At 37.8% G+C, this 18,912-nt stretch carries 17 protein-coding genes; 14 read left to right on the forward strand and 3 right to left on the reverse strand.

Annotation, left to right across the window (positions count from 1 at the left end; translation table 11 throughout):
* Positions 1-59 precede the first annotated feature (59 nt).
* The 12 genes from murF (at position 60) to HSM_RS03235 (ending at position 14,210) form a co-directional block, all read left to right on the forward strand.
* Positions 60-1,451 carry a UDP-N-acetylmuramoyl-tripeptide--D-alanyl-D-alanine ligase gene (gene murF, locus HSM_RS03180; protein ID WP_012341450.1) on the forward strand — a complete coding sequence of 464 codons (1,392 nt, stop codon included), beginning with the start codon at positions 60-62 and terminating at the stop codon, positions 1,449-1,451.
* Positions 1,445-2,530 (forward strand): phospho-N-acetylmuramoyl-pentapeptide-transferase, encoded by a 1,086-nt coding sequence (gene mraY, locus HSM_RS03185; RefSeq protein ID WP_011608511.1) that lies wholly within the window; start codon positions 1,445-1,447, stop codon positions 2,528-2,530. Before murF ends, mraY begins: the two co-directional genes overlap by 7 nt.
* 8 nt (positions 2,531-2,538) lie before the next feature.
* On the forward strand, positions 2,539-3,849 hold the full coding sequence (gene murD, locus HSM_RS03190; RefSeq protein WP_012341451.1) for a UDP-N-acetylmuramoyl-L-alanine--D-glutamate ligase: 1,311 nt from the start codon (positions 2,539-2,541) through the stop codon (positions 3,847-3,849).
* A 13-nt stretch (positions 3,850-3,862) separates the two neighbouring features.
* Positions 3,863-5,047 carry a putative lipid II flippase FtsW gene (gene ftsW, locus HSM_RS03195; RefSeq protein WP_012341452.1) on the forward strand — a complete coding sequence of 395 codons (1,185 nt, stop codon included), beginning with the start codon at positions 3,863-3,865 and terminating at the stop codon, positions 5,045-5,047.
* 15 nt (positions 5,048-5,062) lie between these two features.
* The gene (gene murG, locus HSM_RS03200) at positions 5,063-6,136 is read left to right on the forward strand and encodes an undecaprenyldiphospho-muramoylpentapeptide beta-N-acetylglucosaminyltransferase (RefSeq protein WP_012341453.1); all 1,074 of its coding nucleotides are present in this window, start codon (positions 5,063-5,065) and stop codon (positions 6,134-6,136) included.
* A 53-nt stretch (positions 6,137-6,189) separates the two neighbouring features.
* Positions 6,190-7,620, forward strand: a complete 1,431-nt coding sequence (gene murC / locus HSM_RS03205; RefSeq protein WP_012341454.1) for a UDP-N-acetylmuramate--L-alanine ligase — start codon at positions 6,190-6,192, stop codon at positions 7,618-7,620.
* A 44-nt stretch (positions 7,621-7,664) separates the two neighbouring features.
* Positions 7,665-8,591, forward strand: coding sequence for a D-alanine--D-alanine ligase (locus HSM_RS03210; RefSeq protein WP_012341455.1), 927 nt, complete (start codon positions 7,665-7,667; stop codon positions 8,589-8,591).
* Entirely contained in the window at positions 8,592-9,365 is a 774-nt protein-coding gene (locus HSM_RS03215; protein ID WP_012341456.1) for a cell division protein FtsQ/DivIB, read from the forward strand.
* 30 nt (positions 9,366-9,395) lie between these two features.
* On the forward strand, positions 9,396-10,670 hold the full coding sequence (gene ftsA / locus HSM_RS03220) for a cell division protein FtsA (RefSeq protein WP_011608518.1): 1,275 nt from the start codon (positions 9,396-9,398) through the stop codon (positions 10,668-10,670).
* 86 nt (positions 10,671-10,756) lie between these two features.
* Complete coding sequence (ftsZ, locus tag HSM_RS03225; protein WP_012341457.1) at positions 10,757-11,971, forward strand: cell division protein FtsZ; 1,215 nt, start codon at positions 10,757-10,759, stop codon at positions 11,969-11,971.
* 40 nt (positions 11,972-12,011) lie between these two features.
* Positions 12,012-12,929, forward strand: a complete 918-nt coding sequence (gene lpxC, locus HSM_RS03230) for a UDP-3-O-acyl-N-acetylglucosamine deacetylase (protein ID WP_012341458.1) — start codon at positions 12,012-12,014, stop codon at positions 12,927-12,929.
* A 123-nt stretch (positions 12,930-13,052) separates the two neighbouring features.
* Complete coding sequence (locus HSM_RS03235) at positions 13,053-14,210, forward strand: chorismate mutase (RefSeq protein WP_012341459.1); 1,158 nt, start codon at positions 13,053-13,055, stop codon at positions 14,208-14,210.
* 61 nt (positions 14,211-14,271) lie between these two features.
* Here HSM_RS03235 and HSM_RS03240 read toward each other — a convergent pair whose 3' ends face one another.
* Positions 14,272-15,060, reverse strand: coding sequence for an outer membrane protein assembly factor BamD (locus HSM_RS03240; RefSeq protein WP_012341460.1), 789 nt, complete (start codon positions 15,058-15,060; stop codon positions 14,272-14,274).
* A 100-nt stretch (positions 15,061-15,160) separates the two neighbouring features.
* Here HSM_RS03240 and rluD point away from each other — a divergent pair, with 100 nt between their 5' ends.
* Together rluD and pgeF are read left to right on the forward strand one after the other, a co-directional pair.
* Positions 15,161-16,135: a 23S rRNA pseudouridine(1911/1915/1917) synthase RluD gene (rluD, locus tag HSM_RS03245; RefSeq protein WP_012341461.1), complete on the forward strand. Its 975-nt coding sequence runs from the start codon at positions 15,161-15,163 to the stop codon at positions 16,133-16,135.
* A 1-nt stretch (position 16,136) separates the two neighbouring features.
* Positions 16,137-16,877: a peptidoglycan editing factor PgeF gene (gene pgeF / locus HSM_RS03250; RefSeq protein WP_012341462.1), complete on the forward strand. Its 741-nt coding sequence runs from the start codon at positions 16,137-16,139 to the stop codon at positions 16,875-16,877.
* A gap of 52 nt (positions 16,878-16,929) precedes the next feature.
* Here the strand turns inward: pgeF and cysK are convergent, their stop codons facing one another.
* Entirely contained in the window at positions 16,930-17,880 is a 951-nt protein-coding gene (gene cysK, locus HSM_RS03255; RefSeq protein ID WP_012341463.1) for a cysteine synthase A, read from the reverse strand.
* 118 nt (positions 17,881-17,998) lie between these two features.
* Positions 17,999-18,772, reverse strand: coding sequence for a sulfate transporter CysZ (gene cysZ / locus HSM_RS03260; protein ID WP_012341465.1), 774 nt, complete (start codon positions 18,770-18,772; stop codon positions 17,999-18,001).
* Positions 18,773-18,912: the final 140 nt, after the last annotated feature.

The following is an 18,912-nucleotide window of genomic DNA, read 5'->3' on the forward strand; positions in this document are numbered from 1 at the left end:
TTGATGAGTAAAATACAGAAATAATTCATTGTATTGAATGATGAGAAGTAAGAAATAACATGATTAAGTTATCGACAAAAGAACTGGCTGACATTTTTTCCGCACGATTAATTGGAGCGAAGGATATTTGTGTGGAAAAGGTTAGTACCGACACAAGAAAGCCTTGTTTAAGAAGTTTGTTCTTTGCTTTGAAAGGTGAAAATTTTGATGCTCATGATTATCTGACACAGGCAGTAGAACAAGGTTGTTCAGCTGTTGTAGTTGAGCGTGAGTGTGATGTTGATGTACCACAGTTAATTGTACCTGATACTCGTCTTGCTTTAGGGCAATTAGCTAAATGGCTAAGAGTAAAAATTAATCCAAAAACAATCGCAATAACGGGATCTTCAGGCAAAACAACGGTCAAAGAAATGACAGCTTCTATTTTGCAAAAAGTAGTGCAAGATCCTGATGCGGTGTTATTTACTCAAGGCAATTTCAATAATGATATCGGTGTTCCTTTGACTTTATTGCGTTTTGAACCGAAACATCAATTTGCTGTCATTGAGTTAGGGGCAAATCATCAAGGCGAAATTGCTTATACTGTGGATTTAGTCCAACCGGACGTAGCGTTGGTTAATAATGTTGCTGCTGCCCACTTAGAAGGATTTGGGAGTATCGAAGGAGTAGCACAGGCAAAAGGTGAAATTTATCAAGGGTTGAATGGCAAAGGAATTGCCATAATGGAATATGAGCATTCTGTACTCTGGAAAAAATATTGGCATGAACAGATAGGTGATGCAGAAACTCGATTATTTTCCACTCAGGGGAAGAAATCAGACTACTATGCGCAAGAGATCCGATTAACGGAAACGGGATCTCAGTTTAAATTGTGTTGTACCGAGCATGGGGAAATAGAGATTAATTTACCTTATTTAGGTTTGCATAATGTCAGTAATGCCGTAGCGGCAGCCTCATTAGCTTTATGCTTAGGTGTGAGTTTAGAACAAATCAAAGCAGGCTTAGAAAAAAAATCGTATGTAAAAGGGCGTTTATTTCCCATTGAGCCTTGTCCAAATCTATTGTTATTAGATGATACTTATAATGCTAATGTAAGTTCATTGAAATCCGCTATTGATGTATTGCGACAATATGATAAATTTTTCCGTATTTTTGCTGTCGGTGATATGGCGGAATTGGGGGGAAATTCAGTGAGTTGTCACAAACAAGTAGCGGATTTTGCTCAGATGGCGAACTTAGATTTAGTGGTCAGTTTTGGTACACAAAGTGCGGTCATTTCCGATGCTTGTGATGGCGTTCATTTTAGTGATAAAACCGAGTTGGTGAATTATATAATCCCCATTATTCAGCAAAAATTAGCCAGTCAAAAAGTTGTTTTATTAGTCAAAGGAGCGAGATGTATGCAAATGGAAGACGTGATTAATTTAGTAAAGGATAAATTTCAATGTTAGTGTGGTTAGCTGAATATTTACACCAATATCAAAGTGTATTTAATGTTTTTTCTTACTTGACAGTGCGTGCAATTCTTGCACTTTTCACCGCACTTTTACTCTCGCTATGGATTGGTCCTAAAGTGATTCGTCGTTTACAAATTTTGAAATTTGGGCAAGAGATACGTAATGATGGTCCTGATAGTCACTTAAGCAAAAAAGGCACCCCAACGATGGGAGGTATTATGATTTTATTTGCTATAGGGGTCAGTACGTTATTATGGGCAAATTTAGCCAATCCTTATGTTTGGTTTTGCTTGTTTGTATTATTTGGCTATGGAGCGGTCGGTTTTGTTGATGATTATCGTAAAATTACACGCAAAAATACTGCCGGTTTAGTTGCTCGTTGGAAATATTTTTGGCTTTCTGTTATCGCTTTAATCTCTGCTTTCGGTATGTATGCGATAGGTAAAGATACGGATGCGACACGTTTGGTTGTGCCTTTTTTTAAAGATGTCATGCCTCAGTTAGGTTTGTTTTATATTGTATTGGCATATTTTGTTATTGTGGGCACCGGCAATGCGGTTAATTTGACCGATGGGCTGGATGGCTTGGCCATTATGCCGACAGTTTTTGTTGCTGCTGCATTTGCATTGATTGCATGGGCGACCGGAAATATTGAATGGTCAAAATATTTATATATTCCCTATATTAAACATACCTCTGAATTGGTTATATTTTGTACTGCAATTGTGGGTGCCGGTTTGGGTTTTTTATGGTTCAATACGTATCCTGCACAGCTTTTTATGGGGGATGTTGGTTCATTAGCATTGGGTGGAGTATTAGGTACTATTGCCGTTTTAGTTCGACAAGAATTTTTATTGGTGATTATGGGCGGTGTATTTGTCGTTGAAACTTTATCGGTTATTTTGCAAGTAGGATCTTATAAGTTACGCAATGGTAAACGTATTTTCCGAATGGCACCGATCCATCACCATTATGAGCTGAAAGGTTGGCCGGAACCACGAGTAATTATCCGCTTTTGGATTATTTCGCTGATGTTAGTGTTACTCGGATTAATTACCTTGAAATTACGTTAAGGCAAGCTATGACTAATCAATATCAAAACAAAAATATCTGCGTAGTCGGATTAGGTAAAACAGGATTGTCTTGCGTTGATTTCTTGTTACGGCAGCAAGCAAATGTGCGTGTCATTGATACTCGTCAACAACCGACGGGAGCAGAAAAATTACCTGAAAATGTCCCCTTACATACAGGAAGCTTAAACCAACAATGGCTACTTGAAGCTGATCTCATTGTGATTAGCCCTGGGCTTTCTGTTAAAACACTTGAAATTCAGACCGCACTTCAGGCCGGTGTAGAGGTTGTCGGTGATATTGAATTATTTTGTCGTTACGCCAATAAGCCAATTATTGCTATTACAGGCTCAAATGGTAAGAGTACCGTGACTACATTGGTCAGTGAAATGGCGAAAGAGGATGGCTTAAAAGTTGGAATAGGGGGAAATATTGGTATTCCTGCCCTTGAGTTATTGCAACAAGATTATGATCTCTATGTTTTAGAGCTATCAAGTTTTCAACTGGAGACGACTTATAGTTTGAAAGCGACAGCCGCAACGATTTTAAATATTAGTGAAGATCATATGGATCGTTATCTCGATATTGAAGATTATCGCCAAGCCAAATTGAGAATTTATGAAAATTGTCAACGTGCGGTAATAAATGCCGAAGATGTATTAACAACAACGGAAGATTTAAAGTCTCCAATTACTTTTGGAGAAAGTCAGGCTGATTATTGGCTAAAAACGGAAAATGGCAAGCAATATTTAATGGCAAAAGAGCGGTTAATTTTACCTTGTGATGAAATGAAATTGGTAGGTCGTCATAATTATATGAATGCGTTGGCGGCCAGTGCGTTGGTTCAGGCTGTCGACATAAGTTTTACTGCAATTCGGACCGCACTTCGTAAATTTACCGGTTTAGCTCATCGCTTTCAGTTAGCATATCAGAAAGATGATGTACGTTGGATTAATGATTCGAAGGCAACCAATGTTGGAAGTACAGTTGCTGCACTGACCGGTTTGTATGTAGCTAATAAATTACATTTATTGTTGGGGGGGGATGGTAAATCCGCAGATTTTTCGGAATTGGCAACATTAATTAATCAACCCCATATTTATTGCTATTGTTTTGGGCAAGATGGTAAAGAACTTGCCGCACTATCAGTGCAAAGTCAGTTATTTGATACGATGGAACAGGCAATAGAAGCTATTCGTCCGAATTTACAGCAAGGTGATATGGTGCTTTTATCACCGGCTTGTGCAAGTTTGGATCAATTTAAATCCTTTGAACATCGAGGTGATGTTTTTAGTGATTTAGCGAAGTTGGCACAGGGTTAAAGATAGAGACAAAATGGGACAAAATAACGTAAAACAACATATTGATCGTTGGTTGCGTATTACACCAACAACAGCATTATATGATCGAGCATTGCTATGGTTGTTTATTATTCTATTGTGCTTGGGATTAATTAGTGTATCTTCCGCATCTATTCCAATCAGTACAAGATTATTTAATGAACCTTTTTACTTTATAAAACGTGATATAGGATATATTTTTATCTCGTTAATTGCTTTTGCGTTTGCTGTTCTCATACCAATGAGAATGTGGCAAAAATATAACGTTATATTATTTTGGATTGCTGTGATTTTATTATTGCTGGTGCTTACTGGAATCGGAAAAGATGCAAACGGTGCAAAACGTTGGATTCCGTTACAACTATTTAATTTTCAACCGGCTGAATTTGCCAAATTAGCACTAACGTGTTATTTGGCAGATTATTTCACACGCCGTTATAATGATGTACGTAGCAAAAAATTAAGTGCATTTAAGCCATTTTTTGTCATGGCTATATTGGGTGGATTATTATTGTTACAGCCTGATTTAGGGAGTGCGGTTGTTTTATTTGTTATAACTTTTGGCTTGCTTTTTATTGTTGGTGCAAATTTTTGGCAGTTTGTAGGGCTGGGAGGAATCGCTTTTTTCTTATTCCTATGGTTAGTCGCATCTGCCTCTTATCGTTTAAAACGCTTTACAGGTTTTCTTGAGCCTTTTAAAGATCCTCTAGGAGCAGGTTATCAATTAACAAACTCTTTAATGGCTTTTGGGCGAGGTGAGTTATGGGGCGAAGGATTGGGAAACTCTGTACAAAAATTGGAATATTTGCCTGAGGCACATACCGATTTTGTCATGGCGATTGTCGGTGAGGAATTTGGGCTTGTGGGCATTATTGTGGTGGTGTTCTTACTTGCGTTACTCGTTTTTAGAGTAATGAAAATAGGGAGAGAGTCATTATTATTAGAAGAACGCTTTAAAGGGTTTTTGGCTTTTGGTATAGGTTTTTGGATATTTTTTCAAGGATTTGTAAATCTCGGTATGGCATTAGGCATGTTACCGACCAAAGGATTAACCTTTCCATTAGTGAGTTATGGCGGTTCAAGCTTGCTGATTATGTCAGTCAGTATTGCAATTTTGTTGCGGATAGATTACGAAAATAGAGTTGTTCGAGTTGGAAGTGCTCGACTAAGAGATGATTAAAATAAGGAAAATACCGTGTCAAAAAGAAAAAAATTATTGGTTATGGCTGGCGGAACCGGAGGTCATGTTTTCCCTGCTATTGCTGTTGCACAATATTTACAAAAGCAAGATTGGGATATTTGTTGGTTAGGCACTCGGGACCGTATGGAAGCAAAGTTGGTGCCAAAGCACGGGATTCCAATTGAGTTTATTCAGATTTCCGGTTTAAGAGGCAAGGGATTAATAACTTTATTGAAAGCACCTTTTGTCATTTTAAGAGCGGTTCTACAAGCGAGAAAAATCATAAAGAAATATCAACCGGATGTAGTACTCGGCATGGGAGGATATGTCTCTGGACCTGGTGGAGTTGCCGCAAAACTTTGTAACATACCTGTAGTTGTGCATGAACAAAATGCTGTATTAGGTTTAACGAATTCATTGCTGGCTAAAATTGCGACACGGGTATTACAAGCATTTCCAAATACATTTCCTAACGCAGAAGTCGTTGGTAATCCGGTGCGTGAGGCGTTTTTTTCTGTGCCTATGCCACAAGAACGTTTTGACACTGCTTGTGAGATACTCAAAGTTTTAGTGGTTGGAGGAAGTCAAGGGGCTCATATATTGAATACAATATTACCGGAAGTATTAGCTCAATTGCCTAATCGTCTGGAAATTGTTCACCAAGTCGGGGCTGGTTCGGTGGAAAACGTCACCGCACTTTATCATGATAAAGTTAATCTTACGCGAGAATCAGTACAAATTACCGAATTTATTGATGATATAGCTCAGGCTTATGCTTGGGCGGATATCGTCATCTGCCGTTCCGGAGCATTGACTGTCTGTGAACTTGCAGCTGTTGGTACACCGGCTATTTTTGTACCCTTTCAACATAAAGATAAACAACAATATTTAAATGCAAAATATTTAGCTGATGTTGGAGCTGCCTATATTGTTGAACAACATGAATTGGATGCAGAAAAAATAGCTCAATTATTAAAAAATGTAGATAAAGAAAAATTACTGGAAATGGCGGAAAAAGCAAAAAATATGTCGACGCCGTTATCCACTCAACGTGTTGCTGAAGTTATAATGGATACTGTTAAAACTTAGCCAATTAAAATGAAAAGAACATTTTGCTATGTAAATGAATAAAGGAATGATGAATGCAAGCATTTAGACAACGAATTAGACAAACTGTACCTGAAATGCGTCGAGTAAAACAAATTCATTTTGTTGGGATTGGCGGAGCCGGTATGGGAGGAATAGCGGAAGTGTTATTAAATGAAGGTTATCAAGTAACCGGTTCAGATATTGCGGAAAATGCGGTAACCAGTCGCTTAATTTCTTTGGGAGCTAAAATTTCTTTCTCTCATCATGCAGCAAATATTGAGGGTGCTAGCGTTGTCGTTGTTTCCAGTGCGATTAAGGGAGATAACATTGAAGTTATTACAGCACATGAAAAACGTATACCGGTTATTCAACGTGCACAAATGCTGGCAGAAATTATGCGTTTTCGTCACGGAATTGCTATTGCGGGAACGCATGGTAAAACGACTACTACAGCAATGGTTGCAATGATTTATGCACAAGCCGGTTTAGATCCTACTTTTGTTAACGGCGGGTTGGTTAAGTCTGCTGGAACAAATGCGTATTTAGGATGCAGTCGTTATTTAATTGCAGAAGCAGATGAAAGCGATGCGTCCTTTTTACATTTGCAGCCAATGGTGTCGGTAGTGACCAATATTGAGCCTGAACATATGGAAACTTATCATGGCGATTTTGAAGAAATGAAACAAACTTATGTGAATTTCTTGCGTAATTTGCCGTTTTATGGGTTATCTGTGATGTGTGCTGATGATCCCGTTTTAATGGAATTATCCTCTCAAGTAGGACGCCAAGTGGTTACTTACGGGTTCAGTGATGAGGCGGACTATCGCATAGAAGATTATCAACAAACGGGTTTTCAGGGGCATTATACGGTTGTAGCACCGAATGGGGAGCGTATTGATGTGTTGTTAAATGTGCCAGGTAAACATAATGCTTTAAATGCAACCGCCGCATTAACCGTTGCTAAAGAAGAAGGGATCGAAAATGAGGCGATTCTGACCGCACTTGCCGAGTTTCAAGGTGCCGGTCGTCGTTTTGATCAATTAGGGCAATTTATTCGTCCAAATGGGAAAGTGATGTTAGTTGATGATTATGGTCATCATCCTACTGAAGTTAACGTAACCATTCAGGCAGCTCGCCAAGGTTGGGAGAATAAACGTATTGTGATGATTTTCCAACCTCATCGTTATTCTCGTACTCGAGATTTATTTGATGATTTTGTACAGGTTTTATCGCAAGTTGATGTGTTAATTATGCTGGATGTTTATGCGGCGGGTGAACAGGCTATCGCCGGTGCTGATAGTCGCTCTTTGTGTCGTTCAATCCGTAATTTAGGTAAAGTAGATCCGATTTTAGTCTCCGATCATAAGCAATTAGCTGAAATTGTTGATCAGGTTATTCAAGATGGTGATTTAATTTTGGCACAAGGTGCGGGTAATGTGAGCAAACTTTCTCGTGAATTAGCGTTGGCTTGGGGTAAAGAATAGTTATTAGCTCTTCGGAGTTACAATGTAAAAAAGTAGGATATAAAATGGCTAAACCATTAAAACAACAAAAGATCGCTGTCTTATTAGGGGGGACTTCAGCTGAACGTGAAGTGTCGTTAAACTCAGGAAATGCGGTCTTAACAGCGTTACGTAATCAGGGTTTTGATGCTCACCCAATCGATCCAAAAGAATATCCGGTTGCTATGTTGAAAGAACAGGGCTTTGATCGAGTTTTCAATATTTTACATGGGCGTGGCGGTGAAGATGGTACGATACAAGGATTATTAGAGCAAATAGGCTTACCCTATACGGGTTGTGGCGTAATGGCATCTGCTTTAACAATGGATAAAATGCGGACTAAAATGTTGTGGAAAGCATTCGGGTTACCTGTTGCAGATATGGAAGTCGTTACTCGCACTAGTTTTTCGCAGTTAAATCCGCAAGTAGTTGTAGAAAAATTGGGCTTGCCTTTAATGGTTAAACCTTCTTTGGAAGGTTCAAGTGTCGGATTGACAAAAGTTAACGCTATTGATGATCTAAAAAGTGCGGTGGAATTTGCACTTCAATATGATGAAACCGTACTGATTGAAGAATGGCTTTCCGGTGATGAATTAACGGTTCCGGTATTAGGTAACGAAGTTTTACCTTCGATTAAAATTGTACCCCAAGGGGAATTTTATGATTATGAAGCAAAATATATTGCCGATAATACGCAGTATTTTTGCCCCTCAGGATTAACGGAAGAGCGTGAACAAGAGCTTCGTCAATTAGTCAAACAAGCTTATGATGTTGTGGGTTGCAGGGGATGGAGCCGTATTGATGTCATGCTGGACGGCGAGGGTAAATTCCGCTTAGTGGAAGTCAATACAAATCCGGGAATGACAAGTCATAGCTTATTTCCAAAATCAGCTGCAACTGTTGGTTATTCTTTCGAGCAATTGGTCGTCAAAATTTTGGAGCTAAGTCTTTAAATGAGAACAACGCATAAAGTAACTGAAAATTTGAAAGTGACAAAACGGAAGTCCTACCGATTTGTCAACATTAAATTTATTGTTATGTTGTTATTGGTTGCAATACTGATTTTTATTGTTAGTAATCGTCAGTCGATTTTAGAAAAGTTAGATGATAGCTCAATTAATTCATTTGCTATTGCAGGTATAACAAATTTTACTGATGACAATGATGTTCGTGAAGTTTTGTCTCGAATATCGGACAGCGGTGAGTTAAAAGGTTTTTTTGGACAAGATATTGATTTGGTTAAACAGCAAATTGAAATGATACCTTGGGTTAAATCTGTGGCAGTACGTAAAATTTGGCCCAATCGCTTAAGTATTTGGGTAACGGAGCATTTACCCATTGCACGTTGGAATGAAACAGAATTTTTGTCATCAGAGGGAATAATATTTCAATTACCAATTAGTAAATTAAAAATACAAGGATTACCTCATTTGTCAGGACCTGATCATAAAAGTGCTGAGGTACTGGAAGCTTGGAATAAAATTTATCTTGATTTGAAGAGAAAAAATTTGTTGTTAAAAAAAATTGCTATCAATGAGCGTGGTTCATGGCAAATTGTGTTAGAGAACGATGTTGTATTAAAATTAGGACGTGGAGAATGGAAAGATAAATTGGATCGTTTTTTCACAATTTATCCACAGATTGAAATACCTGAAAATAAAAAGTTATCTTATGTTGATTTAAGATATGGTGTTGGTGCTGCTATCGGTGTAGTAGATTCTGACTAAATTTAATTTTAAATATGTGAAGTGACTAAAATGGCTAGAATTGTAGAAGATAAGATATTTGTAGGTTTAGAAGTAGGAACCTCAAAAGTTGTTGCTGTAGTAGGGGAATTATTACCCGATGGCGTTGTCAATGTATTAGGTGCCGGAAGCTGTCCTTCTAAAGGTATTGATAAGGGGAGCATTACAGATTTAAATGCGGTCGTAACTTCTATTCAACGAGCAATTGATTCAACCGAAGCGGTTGCAGATAGTCAGATATTTAGTGTGACATTGGCTATTACCGGTGAGCATATTCAAAGTTTGAATGAAAATGGATTTGTGCCTATTGCTGAGGAAGAGGTGACTCAAGAGGAAGTTGAAGCGGCGTTGCATACAGCGAGTTCAGTCCGTATTGGAGATGGGCTGGCATTATTACATATAATTCCCCAAGAATTTGCAGTGGATAAGCAAGTAAATATAAAAGATCCACTAGGATTGCAAGGTGTGCGTTTAAGTGCTCAAGCACATTTAATCGCTTGTCATCAAGATTGGCTAAATAATCTGAAAAAAGCGGTTGAACGTTGTAAATTAAAAGTGAACAAAGTTGTTTATTCCGGATATGCTTCATCTCAAGCGGTGTTGACTGAAGATGAAAAAGAATTAGGTGTTTGCTTAATTGATTTTGGTGCCGGTACGATGGATATTGTGGTTTATACCAATGGTTTTATTCGCTTTAGTAAGGTTATTCCTTATGCGGGTAATCGAGTGACTGACGATATTGCTTATGCTTGTGCGACTTCTAGGACAGAGGCGGAAAGTATTAAAGTTGCTTATGGAAGTGCGGTCAGCCCTCCATTAGATCCTTTAGATAAAAAAATTGAAGTTGCCAGTATCGGTGGGAGAGCACCTCGAGTCATCAGCAAAGAACAACTTTCAATTATTACTTCTGCTAGGTATGCGGAATTACTTGGTGTAGTTAAATCTGAATTGGATCAATTGAAATATCAATTAGAAAATAAACAGATAAAATTTGAACTTATTGCTGGAATTGTTATTACTGGTGGCGGAGCTCAAATTGAAGGATTAAGAGAATGTGCAACGCAAGTATTCGGTTCTCAAGTGAGGATTGGTGTCCCACTTAATATTACCGGGTTAACTGATTATGTAAATAAACCACAATATTCAACCGTAGTTGGTTTATTACATCATCATAATAATGATTTTGAGGATATTTTATCTGAAAGTGATACAGAAACTGACGGTGTCGGCAAAAAATTTTGGAATATTTGTAAGAAAGTTGTCAATAAAGTGCGGTCAGAGTTTTGAAAATTTGATTTTTTAATCTACAATAGGCAGAATTTAGGTTTTAATTTTGTGCTAAAGTCGGGAATTAGCATTTACGGAGAAGAAATATGATTGAACCGGTTGATTACGATTACGATGATATTAGCGGAGGTGCACTCATCAAAGTCGTTGGCGTTGGTGGCGGTGGCGGTAATGCTGTTAACCATATGGTGGCTAATATGATTCAAAACGATATTGGCGGGACGCTACTTGGCGTTGATGAATTGGCTTATCCAATGTCAGATGATAATCATGGCAAAATTATTTTCTATGCTGTGAACACTGATGCTCAGGCTTTGCGTAAAAGTAATGTACAAAAAACAGTTCAAATCGGTGGTGAAACAACAAAAGGCTTAGGTGCGGGAGCTAATCCTAATGTAGGACGTAAGGCAGCCGAGGACGATCAGGATGCTATTCGTGCTATGTTAGAAGGTGCAGATATGGTTTTTATTGCAGCCGGCATGGGTGGCGGAACAGGAACAGGTGCAGCACCTATTGTTGCACAAATTGCAAAAGAGCTAGGTATTCTTACGGTTGCTGTTGTCACAAAACCTTTCTCTTTTGAAGGTAAAAAGCGTATGCATTTTGCCGAATTAGGAATCAAAGAATTATCTAAACATGTAGATTCCCTGATTATTATTCCTAATGAAAAATTATTAAAAGTACTTGGCAAAAATATCAGTTTAATTAATGCTTTTGCTGCCGCAAATGATATATTGCGTAATGCGGTCACTGGAATATCCGATATGATTACTTCTCCGGGACTAATTAACGTGGACTTTGCTGATGTGCGTACTGTTATGTCTGAGATGGGGCGTGCAATGATGGGTTCCGGTGTTGTTCAAGGCACAGCAGCTGATGGTCGTGCAGAAAAAGCAGCACAAGAGGCTGTTGCCAGTCCGTTGTTAGAAGATGTTGATTTATCCGGTGCTAGAGGTGTTTTAGTTAATGTTACTGCGGGATTCGATTTAACTTTAGATGAGTTTTCAACAGTAGGTGAGACTATCCGTTCATTTGCATCTGAAGAGGCTACCGTGGTGGTTGGTACAACGTTGGTTCCTGAAATGTCAGATGAAATTAGGGTAACTATTGTTGCAACAGGAATTGGGGACATTGAAAGACAAGATGTTCAGATTATGTCAACATCTCCACTGAATGAGCCCGTAAAACCTGTTGAACAGCAGCATATTCGTCCAGAACCTAGACATGATTTAGATACACCGATTACAGAGAGATTAAAAGCATTTAGACCCGTAGACCCAACAAGTTTCTCTCGTGACTAACAGAGTTCATCTTGTTGTTTAGCAATAAGGTTAAAGAAAGATGATTAAACAAAGAACATTAAAACAAAGTATAAAAGTTACCGGAGTTGGCTTACATAGTGGGAATAAAGTGACATTAACTTTACGCCCTGCGATGCCAAATACAGGCGTAATATATTGTCGAACCGATATGAACCCGCCGGTTACTTTTCCGGCAAATGCAAATGCGGTACGTGATACTATGCTTTGTACATGCTTAATCAACGAGGATGGGGTTCGGATCTCTACGGTTGAGCATTTGAACGCTGCTTTAGCTGGATTAGGTATTGATAATATTATTATTGAGGTTGATGCGCCTGAAATTCCGATTATGGATGGAAGTGCGAGTCCATTTATTTATTTGTTATTAGATGCTGGTATTGAAGAACAAAATGTAGCGAAGAAATTTATTCGTGTTAAGAAGCCAATTCGTATAGAAGACGGTGATAAATGGGCTGAATTTAAACCTTATGATGGCTTCCGTTTAGATTTCACAATTGATTTTGAACATCCTGCAATTGGTAAAGATGTACGTAATTATGTGATGGATTTTTCTGCCCAAGCTTTTGTACAACAAATTAGTCGTGCAAGAACTTTTGGTTTTATGAAAGATATTGAATACTTACAATCCCAAGGTCTTGCTTTAGGTGGAAGTTTAGATAACGCTATCGTTTTAGATGATTATCGAATTTTAAATGAAGACGGTTTACGCTTTAAAGATGAGTTGGTTCGCCACAAAATGCTTGATGCGATTGGTGATCTTTATATGTGCGGTTATAATATTATCGGTGATTTTAAAGCCTACAAGTCCGGTCATGGATTGAATAATAAGCTTTTGAGAGCATTACTTGAAAATCAAGAAGCGTGGGAATTAGTAAGCTTTGAAGATAAAGAAGAAATCCCGCAAGGTTATGTTTCTCCTGCACAGGTTTTTATCTAAATTAGTGTTGTAAGATAAAAGCTATATTTCCAGCGAAGTATAGCTTTTTTTATAGCTATAGTTTTTGCTTTTACCTATTACTTGCTGGTATGGAAAAATATTCAATTCATCGTAGGATTTTATATGTCATTAGATTTAAATGAAATTCGTCAACAAATTACACAAATTGACCGCAGTTTATTAAAGCTGCTCTCAGAGCGTCATCGTTTAGCATTTGATGTTGTACGCAGTAAAGAAATTACACAGAAAGCATTGCGTGATGTTCAACGTGAGCAACAATTATTGAAAGAGTTGGTGCAATTTGCGGATAATGAAAATTATCAATTGGAACCACAATATATTACTCAAATTTTCCAAAAAATTATCGAGGACTCCGTATTAACTCAGCAAGTATATTTGCAAAAGAAATTGAATGAGCAAAGAGAGAAGAATATTCATATTGCTTTTTTAGGTAAAAGAGGTTCCTACTCTCATTTAGCCGCTAGAAATTATGCAACTCGTTATCAGGAGCAACTAATTGAGCTAAGTTGTGCTTCTTTTGATGAGGTATTTTCCTCCGTGCAAAATGAAGAGGCAGATTACGGTATTGTACCGTTGGAGAATACAACCTCAGGAGCGATTAATGAAGTGTATGATTTATTACAGCATACAGATCTTTCTTTAGTAGGTGAATTGGCTTATCCAATTAAACATTGTGTTCTGGTAAATGCTCAAGATGATTTGGATAAGATTGATACTTTATACAGTCATCCTCAAGTGATTCAGCAATGTAGCCAATTTATTCGTACTTTAAAGCGAGTTCATATTGAATATTGTGAAAGCAGCTCACATGCAATGCAGCTTGTTGCCAGCTTAAATAAACCTAATATTGCGGCTTTAGGCAATGAAGACGGTGGGAATTTGTATGGTTTAAAAGTACTAAAGTCAGGCATAGCAAACCAAGAAAACAATATTACGCGATTTATTGTTCTTGCTAAGCATCCGATCGCAGTATCACCGCAAATTCATACAAAGACCTTATTGTTAATGAGTACTGCTCAGAAAGTGGGTGCTTTAGTTGATGCTTTATTGGTCTTCAAAAAATATAACATCAATATGACGAAGTTAGAGTCACGTCCAATTTATGGTAAACCATGGGAAGAGATGTTTTATTTAGAAATTGAGGCTAATATTAATAACCCTATCGCTCAGCAAGCTTTTACTGAACTAAAAGCATTCAGTAACTACTTGAAAATCTTAGGTTGTTATCCAAGTGAAATTGTGAAACCTGCCGAAGTCTAATAAAAAGTGCGGTCTAAATCAAAAAAATCCCCTTTATTGAAAAAGGGGATTAGGCGTTGATTTATTTTTTCGGTGCAAGCAATTCAGGTTCTTGAGGTTTCGCTACATTTTCAAAAGATTTATTTTGATTCGCTTGAATAAGGCTGTCTGCTTGTTGAGCCAATTTTGTTAGTCCCATTTTTTCGTAAGCATTTTTCATCAATGGCAACGCATCAAGAGTAGCTTTTGTGTCAGGATATTGTTGTAACATACCCACTACACGATTTGCTACAGCAACATGAGCATTGCGTTTTGCATAGAATTTAGCAATTTCCAATTCATGACGAGCGAGGCTTGCTCTAATATAAGCCATACGTGCTAAAGCATCCGACGCATAAGGGCTATTTGGGAAATGCTGAACTAACGTTTGGAAGTTAGCAAATGCAGTTTTGATAGACGTACTTTCACGTGTCGCACGATCTACACCAAAAAGGTCTTGGAACCAGTTATCACCTAATGCTGAATTGCTTAAACCTGCTATATAAATGACATAATCTAAATGCGAGCTTTGCGGGTATTGTTGAATAAAGCGATCAATTGTTACTAAAGCATTAGTGTAGTCTTGAGATTTATAGTAAGCATAAATTAGATCCAATTGTACTTGTTCATTATATTGGCTTCCGGGGAAGCGTTTTTTGGCCGTGTCTAAATAACGAATTGCTTGGCTATAATCTGCGTCTTGTAGATAGCTGTGTCCTTTTTCATAAAGAGTTTGTGCTGTTCCTTCTTCAATAGCTTTACCTGAGCTTGAACACGCACCAAGAGCAAGGCTTGCAAAAGCGACTAAAGCGAGAGATTTCAATTTATGCATGAGTGAATCCTTATTTTTACAATCAATAATAAATGTTACAATAATTCGTTATTTTATAGCACATTGCTAAATAAGCAAATTATCTGATGGATTTTTTATTATGACACAAGTGATATTGTCAGCCGATATTCAGCCCCAACATATGGGACAACGCTTAGACCAAACGTTAGCAGAATTGTTCCCAGATTATTCCCGTTCTCGTTTGAAAACATGGATTGAGGGTGATTTAGTTAAAGTTAATGGCGAAATTATTAATGTTGCTCGTACAAAAGTTTACGGTGGTGAGTTAGTGGAAATTTGTGTGGAAATTGAAGAAGAAAGCAGGTTTGAACCTGAAAATTTACCACTCAATATTGTTTATGAGGATGAGCATATTTTAGTTATTAATAAACCAAAAGATTTTGTTGTCCATCCCGGTGCAGGGAATCAAAGAGGAACTGTATTAAATGCACTGTTGTATCATTATCCAAAAATAGTAGAAGTGCCAAGAGCGGGCATAGTTCATCGTTTGGATAAAGATACGACGGGTTTAATGGTTGTTGCAAAGACAATTCCGGCACAAACAAAATTGGTACAGGATTTACAAAAACGTAAAATTATACGTGAATACGAAGCAGTTGCTTTTGGTGTGATGACACAAGGTGGAAAAGTAGATCAACCCATGTCCAGACATCCGACAAAACGTACCCAAATGGCGGTTCATCCGTTGGGAAAACCGGCGGTAACTCATTATCGTATAATGGAACGTTTCCGCAATTATACTCGCTTACGCCTTCGTTTGGAAACAGGACGCACTCATCAAATTCGAGTGCATATGGCACATATTTCCCATCCTTTACTAGGCGATCAAACTTATGGAGGTCGTCCTCGTCCACCGAAAAATGCAAGTGAAGAATTTATGCAAGTGATGCGTGATTTTAAACGTCAAGCGTTGCATGCAATTATGCTCTGCTTAACTCATCCCATTACAGGCGAAATAATGGAATGGGAGGCTCCTTTGCCTGATGACTTTGTAACATTAATCAATGCCTTAAAAGCAGATTATCAATTACATAAAGATGAATTAGATTATTAGTATGCAAATAATAAAAGCGAATCTCGGTCAAGTAGCGAATATTCAAGGGCTAATGACAACTCGGCAAGGCGGTGTAAGTGTTCCACCTTATGACAGCTTAAACTTGGGTGATCATGTCGGTGATGATGAAAGTGCGGTTAAAATTAACCGCACTTTGTTAGTGAAAGAATTAGGCTTACCGCAAGATCCTATTTTTCTTAACCAAACGCATAGTACAAAAGTTCTGCGACTTCCTTATCAAGAAGGCATGGATTTAAATGCAGATGCAGTTTATAGTGATCAAGCTAACCAAGTTTGTTTGGTGATGACGGCAGATTGTTTACCGGTACTTTTTACTAATAGACAAGGCAATGAAGTTGCTGCTGCTCATGCCGGTTGGCGAGGATTATGCGACGGTATTTTAGAGGAAACCGTTAAGCAATTTCGTGTTCCCAAAGAAGATATTATAGTTTGGCTAGGTGTTGCTATCGGCCCTAAGTTTTTTCAGGTCGGTAAAGAGGTTGTTGAGCAATTTATAGCAAAAGATCCTCAAGCTAAAAATGCCTTTATGCCGGATCGGGAACAGGAAAATAAATTTCTGGGTAATCTGTATCAAATCGCCAAACAGCGTCTAAATGCTTTGGGAATTACAGAAATTTACGGCGGAGAACATTGTACATATAGCGATAAAGAGCGGTTCTTTTCTTATCGTCGTGATGGTAAGACAGGTCGATTGGCTTCATTGATCTGGTTTTCCAAGTAAAAAAGAGCGGTTAGTTGTATTGAGTATCTAACCGCTTAACAGGGAATAGTTATTATCCTTCGAAGCCGTCAAACAAGGCTGTGCTTAAATATCGTTCTGATGCAGAAGGTAAGATAACAACAATGAGTTTATCGGAAAATTCCGGACGTTGTGCAATTCGATCGGCTACAGCGAGTGCTGCACCGGATGAGATCCCTCCGAGAATACCTTCTTCTGCCATTAGGCGACGAGCCGTTATAATCGCTGTTTCACTACTGACTTTTTCTATTTGATCTACTAAAGATAAATCTAAGTTTTTCGGAATGAACCCCGCACCAATACCTTGAATTTTATGTGGACCCGGTTTGGTTTCTTCACCTGCAAGCGTTTGAGTTATCACTGGTGATTCTTCAGGTTCAACGGCTACGGTAATAATTTTTTTGCCTTGATCTTGCTTAATGTAACGGCTAATTCCACTAATTGTTCCGCCAGTACCAACACCAGCTACCAATACATCAATTTTACCTTCAGTGCCTGACCAAATTTCAGGTCCTGTTGTTTGTTGATGAATGGCTGGATTTGCAGGGTTTTCAAACTGTTTTAGCATTACATAGTGATTTGGATTTGAAGCAACAATTTCTTCTGCTTTAGCAATAGCCCCCTTCATACCGTTGACACCTTCAGTCAACACTAAATTTACCCCTAAACCTCGCAATAAGCGTTTACGTTCGGAACTCATAGTCTCCGGCATAGTTAACGTGATTTTATAGCCACGTGCTGCAGCAACATAAGCTAAAGCAATACCTGTATTACCACTGGTTGCATCAATAATTTCTTTATCTTTGGTTAAAATACCATCTTTTTCTGCTTGCCATACCATATTGGCACCAATGCGGCATTTCACGCTAAAGCTGGGGTTTCTCCCTTCAATTTTCGCTATAATGTTGCCGTTATTACCAAAGTTTTTTAAACGAACTAATGGTGTATTACCAATAGAATAGGAATTATCTGCATAAATTGTCATTATTTTCTCCTAAGAGTTGTGAGTCGTATTTTTTACAGTATTTTTATCATAGCTTTATGAATTTCAAAATAGCAAAACATTCTATTTTATAACTAAACGCTATTTCACAATCGTGGTTTTAATCCGTATGAGGTTTGTTAATGTCGTTCTTACCGGCATAACGATATTGTTCAACCCACATAGCTGTTGCACCACAGACAGCAACAGGAATAATCAGCAAATTAATGAGCGGAATAAATGTACATAAAGTCACCAAAGTACCAAAAGTTAACGTTAATGTATGTTTCTGTCCAAGTTCCGTTTTCATACGTTGAAAAGGCACTTTATGGTTATCAAAAGGATAGTCGCAATATTGAATAGCCATCATCCATACAGTAAACAAAAATGCTAAAATTGGAATAATGCTTTGTCCAATAAATGGAATGAAACTAAGTAGAGATAGAGCAATAATTCGAGGTAAGCTATAAGTCAATTTTTGCAATTCTCGTTTTAGCATTCTTGGAATATCTTTTAGAAAATCTACCGCACTTCCTTCAGTCGGACTTTCTCCCGTTAACATTTTTTCCACTTTTTCAGCGAGCAAGGCATTAAAAGGTGCGGCAATAAATCCAGAGAGTGTTGTAAACATAAAATAAAAAATGCTTAACAACATAAGTACAGCTAAGATGAGCAGAATCATACTTAACCAGCTAAGCCAATCGGGAATAAACGTGATCATGCTCTCGAGCCAAGTGCTGAATCGGTTTATAAATAACCATAACAGCCCCGATAAAAGAAGAATGTTAAGCAAAATCGGCATAACGACAAAACGACGCAAACCACGTTGTCTAATCAAATCCCAACCCATAATAAAGTAATGAAAAGCTTTTTTTATCTCTGTTAGTTTTAACATAAATTTTCCTTAATTGAAAAAACACACTTATCAAACGACATAATACCGCAGAATTCAAGTAGGGTAAAAAATCTGTATTTTCCATATTAATCAACAAGTAAAATATGATAAGCTAGCAAAAATTTGCTGTTCGATGAAGC

It is taken from the genome of Histophilus somni 2336, from assembly GCF_000019405.1.
GTDB classification, from domain to species: domain Bacteria; phylum Pseudomonadota; class Gammaproteobacteria; order Enterobacterales; family Pasteurellaceae; genus Histophilus; species Histophilus somni.

What these genes read in the sequence shown, in the direction of transcription:
- murF (WP_012341450.1), top strand. Translation starts at nt 60, where the DNA reads ATGATTAAGTTATCGACAAAAGAACTGGCTGACATTTTTTCCGCACGA.
- mraY (WP_011608511.1), top strand. Translation starts at nt 1,445, where the DNA reads ATGTTAGTGTGGTTAGCTGAATATTTACACCAATATCAAAGTGTATTT.
- murD (WP_012341451.1), top strand. Translation starts at nt 2,539, where the DNA reads ATGACTAATCAATATCAAAACAAAAATATCTGCGTAGTCGGATTAGGT.
- ftsW (WP_012341452.1), top strand. Translation starts at nt 3,863, where the DNA reads ATGGGACAAAATAACGTAAAACAACATATTGATCGTTGGTTGCGTATT.
- murC (WP_012341454.1), top strand. Translation starts at nt 6,190, where the DNA reads ATGCAAGCATTTAGACAACGAATTAGACAAACTGTACCTGAAATGCGT.
- HSM_RS03210 (WP_012341455.1), top strand. Translation starts at nt 7,665, where the DNA reads ATGGCTAAACCATTAAAACAACAAAAGATCGCTGTCTTATTAGGGGGG.
- HSM_RS03215 (WP_012341456.1), top strand. Translation starts at nt 8,592, where the DNA reads ATGAGAACAACGCATAAAGTAACTGAAAATTTGAAAGTGACAAAACGG.
- ftsA (WP_011608518.1), top strand. Translation starts at nt 9,396, where the DNA reads ATGGCTAGAATTGTAGAAGATAAGATATTTGTAGGTTTAGAAGTAGGA.
- ftsZ (WP_012341457.1), top strand. Translation starts at nt 10,757, where the DNA reads ATGATTGAACCGGTTGATTACGATTACGATGATATTAGCGGAGGTGCA.
- lpxC (WP_012341458.1), top strand. Translation starts at nt 12,012, where the DNA reads ATGATTAAACAAAGAACATTAAAACAAAGTATAAAAGTTACCGGAGTT.
- HSM_RS03235 (WP_012341459.1), top strand. Translation starts at nt 13,053, where the DNA reads ATGTCATTAGATTTAAATGAAATTCGTCAACAAATTACACAAATTGAC.
- HSM_RS03240 (WP_012341460.1), bottom strand. Translation starts at nt 15,060, where the DNA reads ATGCATAAATTGAAATCTCTCGCTTTAGTCGCTTTTGCAAGCCTTGCT.
- rluD (WP_012341461.1), top strand. Translation starts at nt 15,161, where the DNA reads ATGACACAAGTGATATTGTCAGCCGATATTCAGCCCCAACATATGGGA.
- pgeF (WP_012341462.1), top strand. Translation starts at nt 16,137, where the DNA reads ATGCAAATAATAAAAGCGAATCTCGGTCAAGTAGCGAATATTCAAGGG.
- cysK (WP_012341463.1), bottom strand. Translation starts at nt 17,880, where the DNA reads ATGACAATTTATGCAGATAATTCCTATTCTATTGGTAATACACCATTA.
- cysZ (WP_012341465.1), bottom strand. Translation starts at nt 18,772, where the DNA reads ATGTTAAAACTAACAGAGATAAAAAAAGCTTTTCATTACTTTATTATG.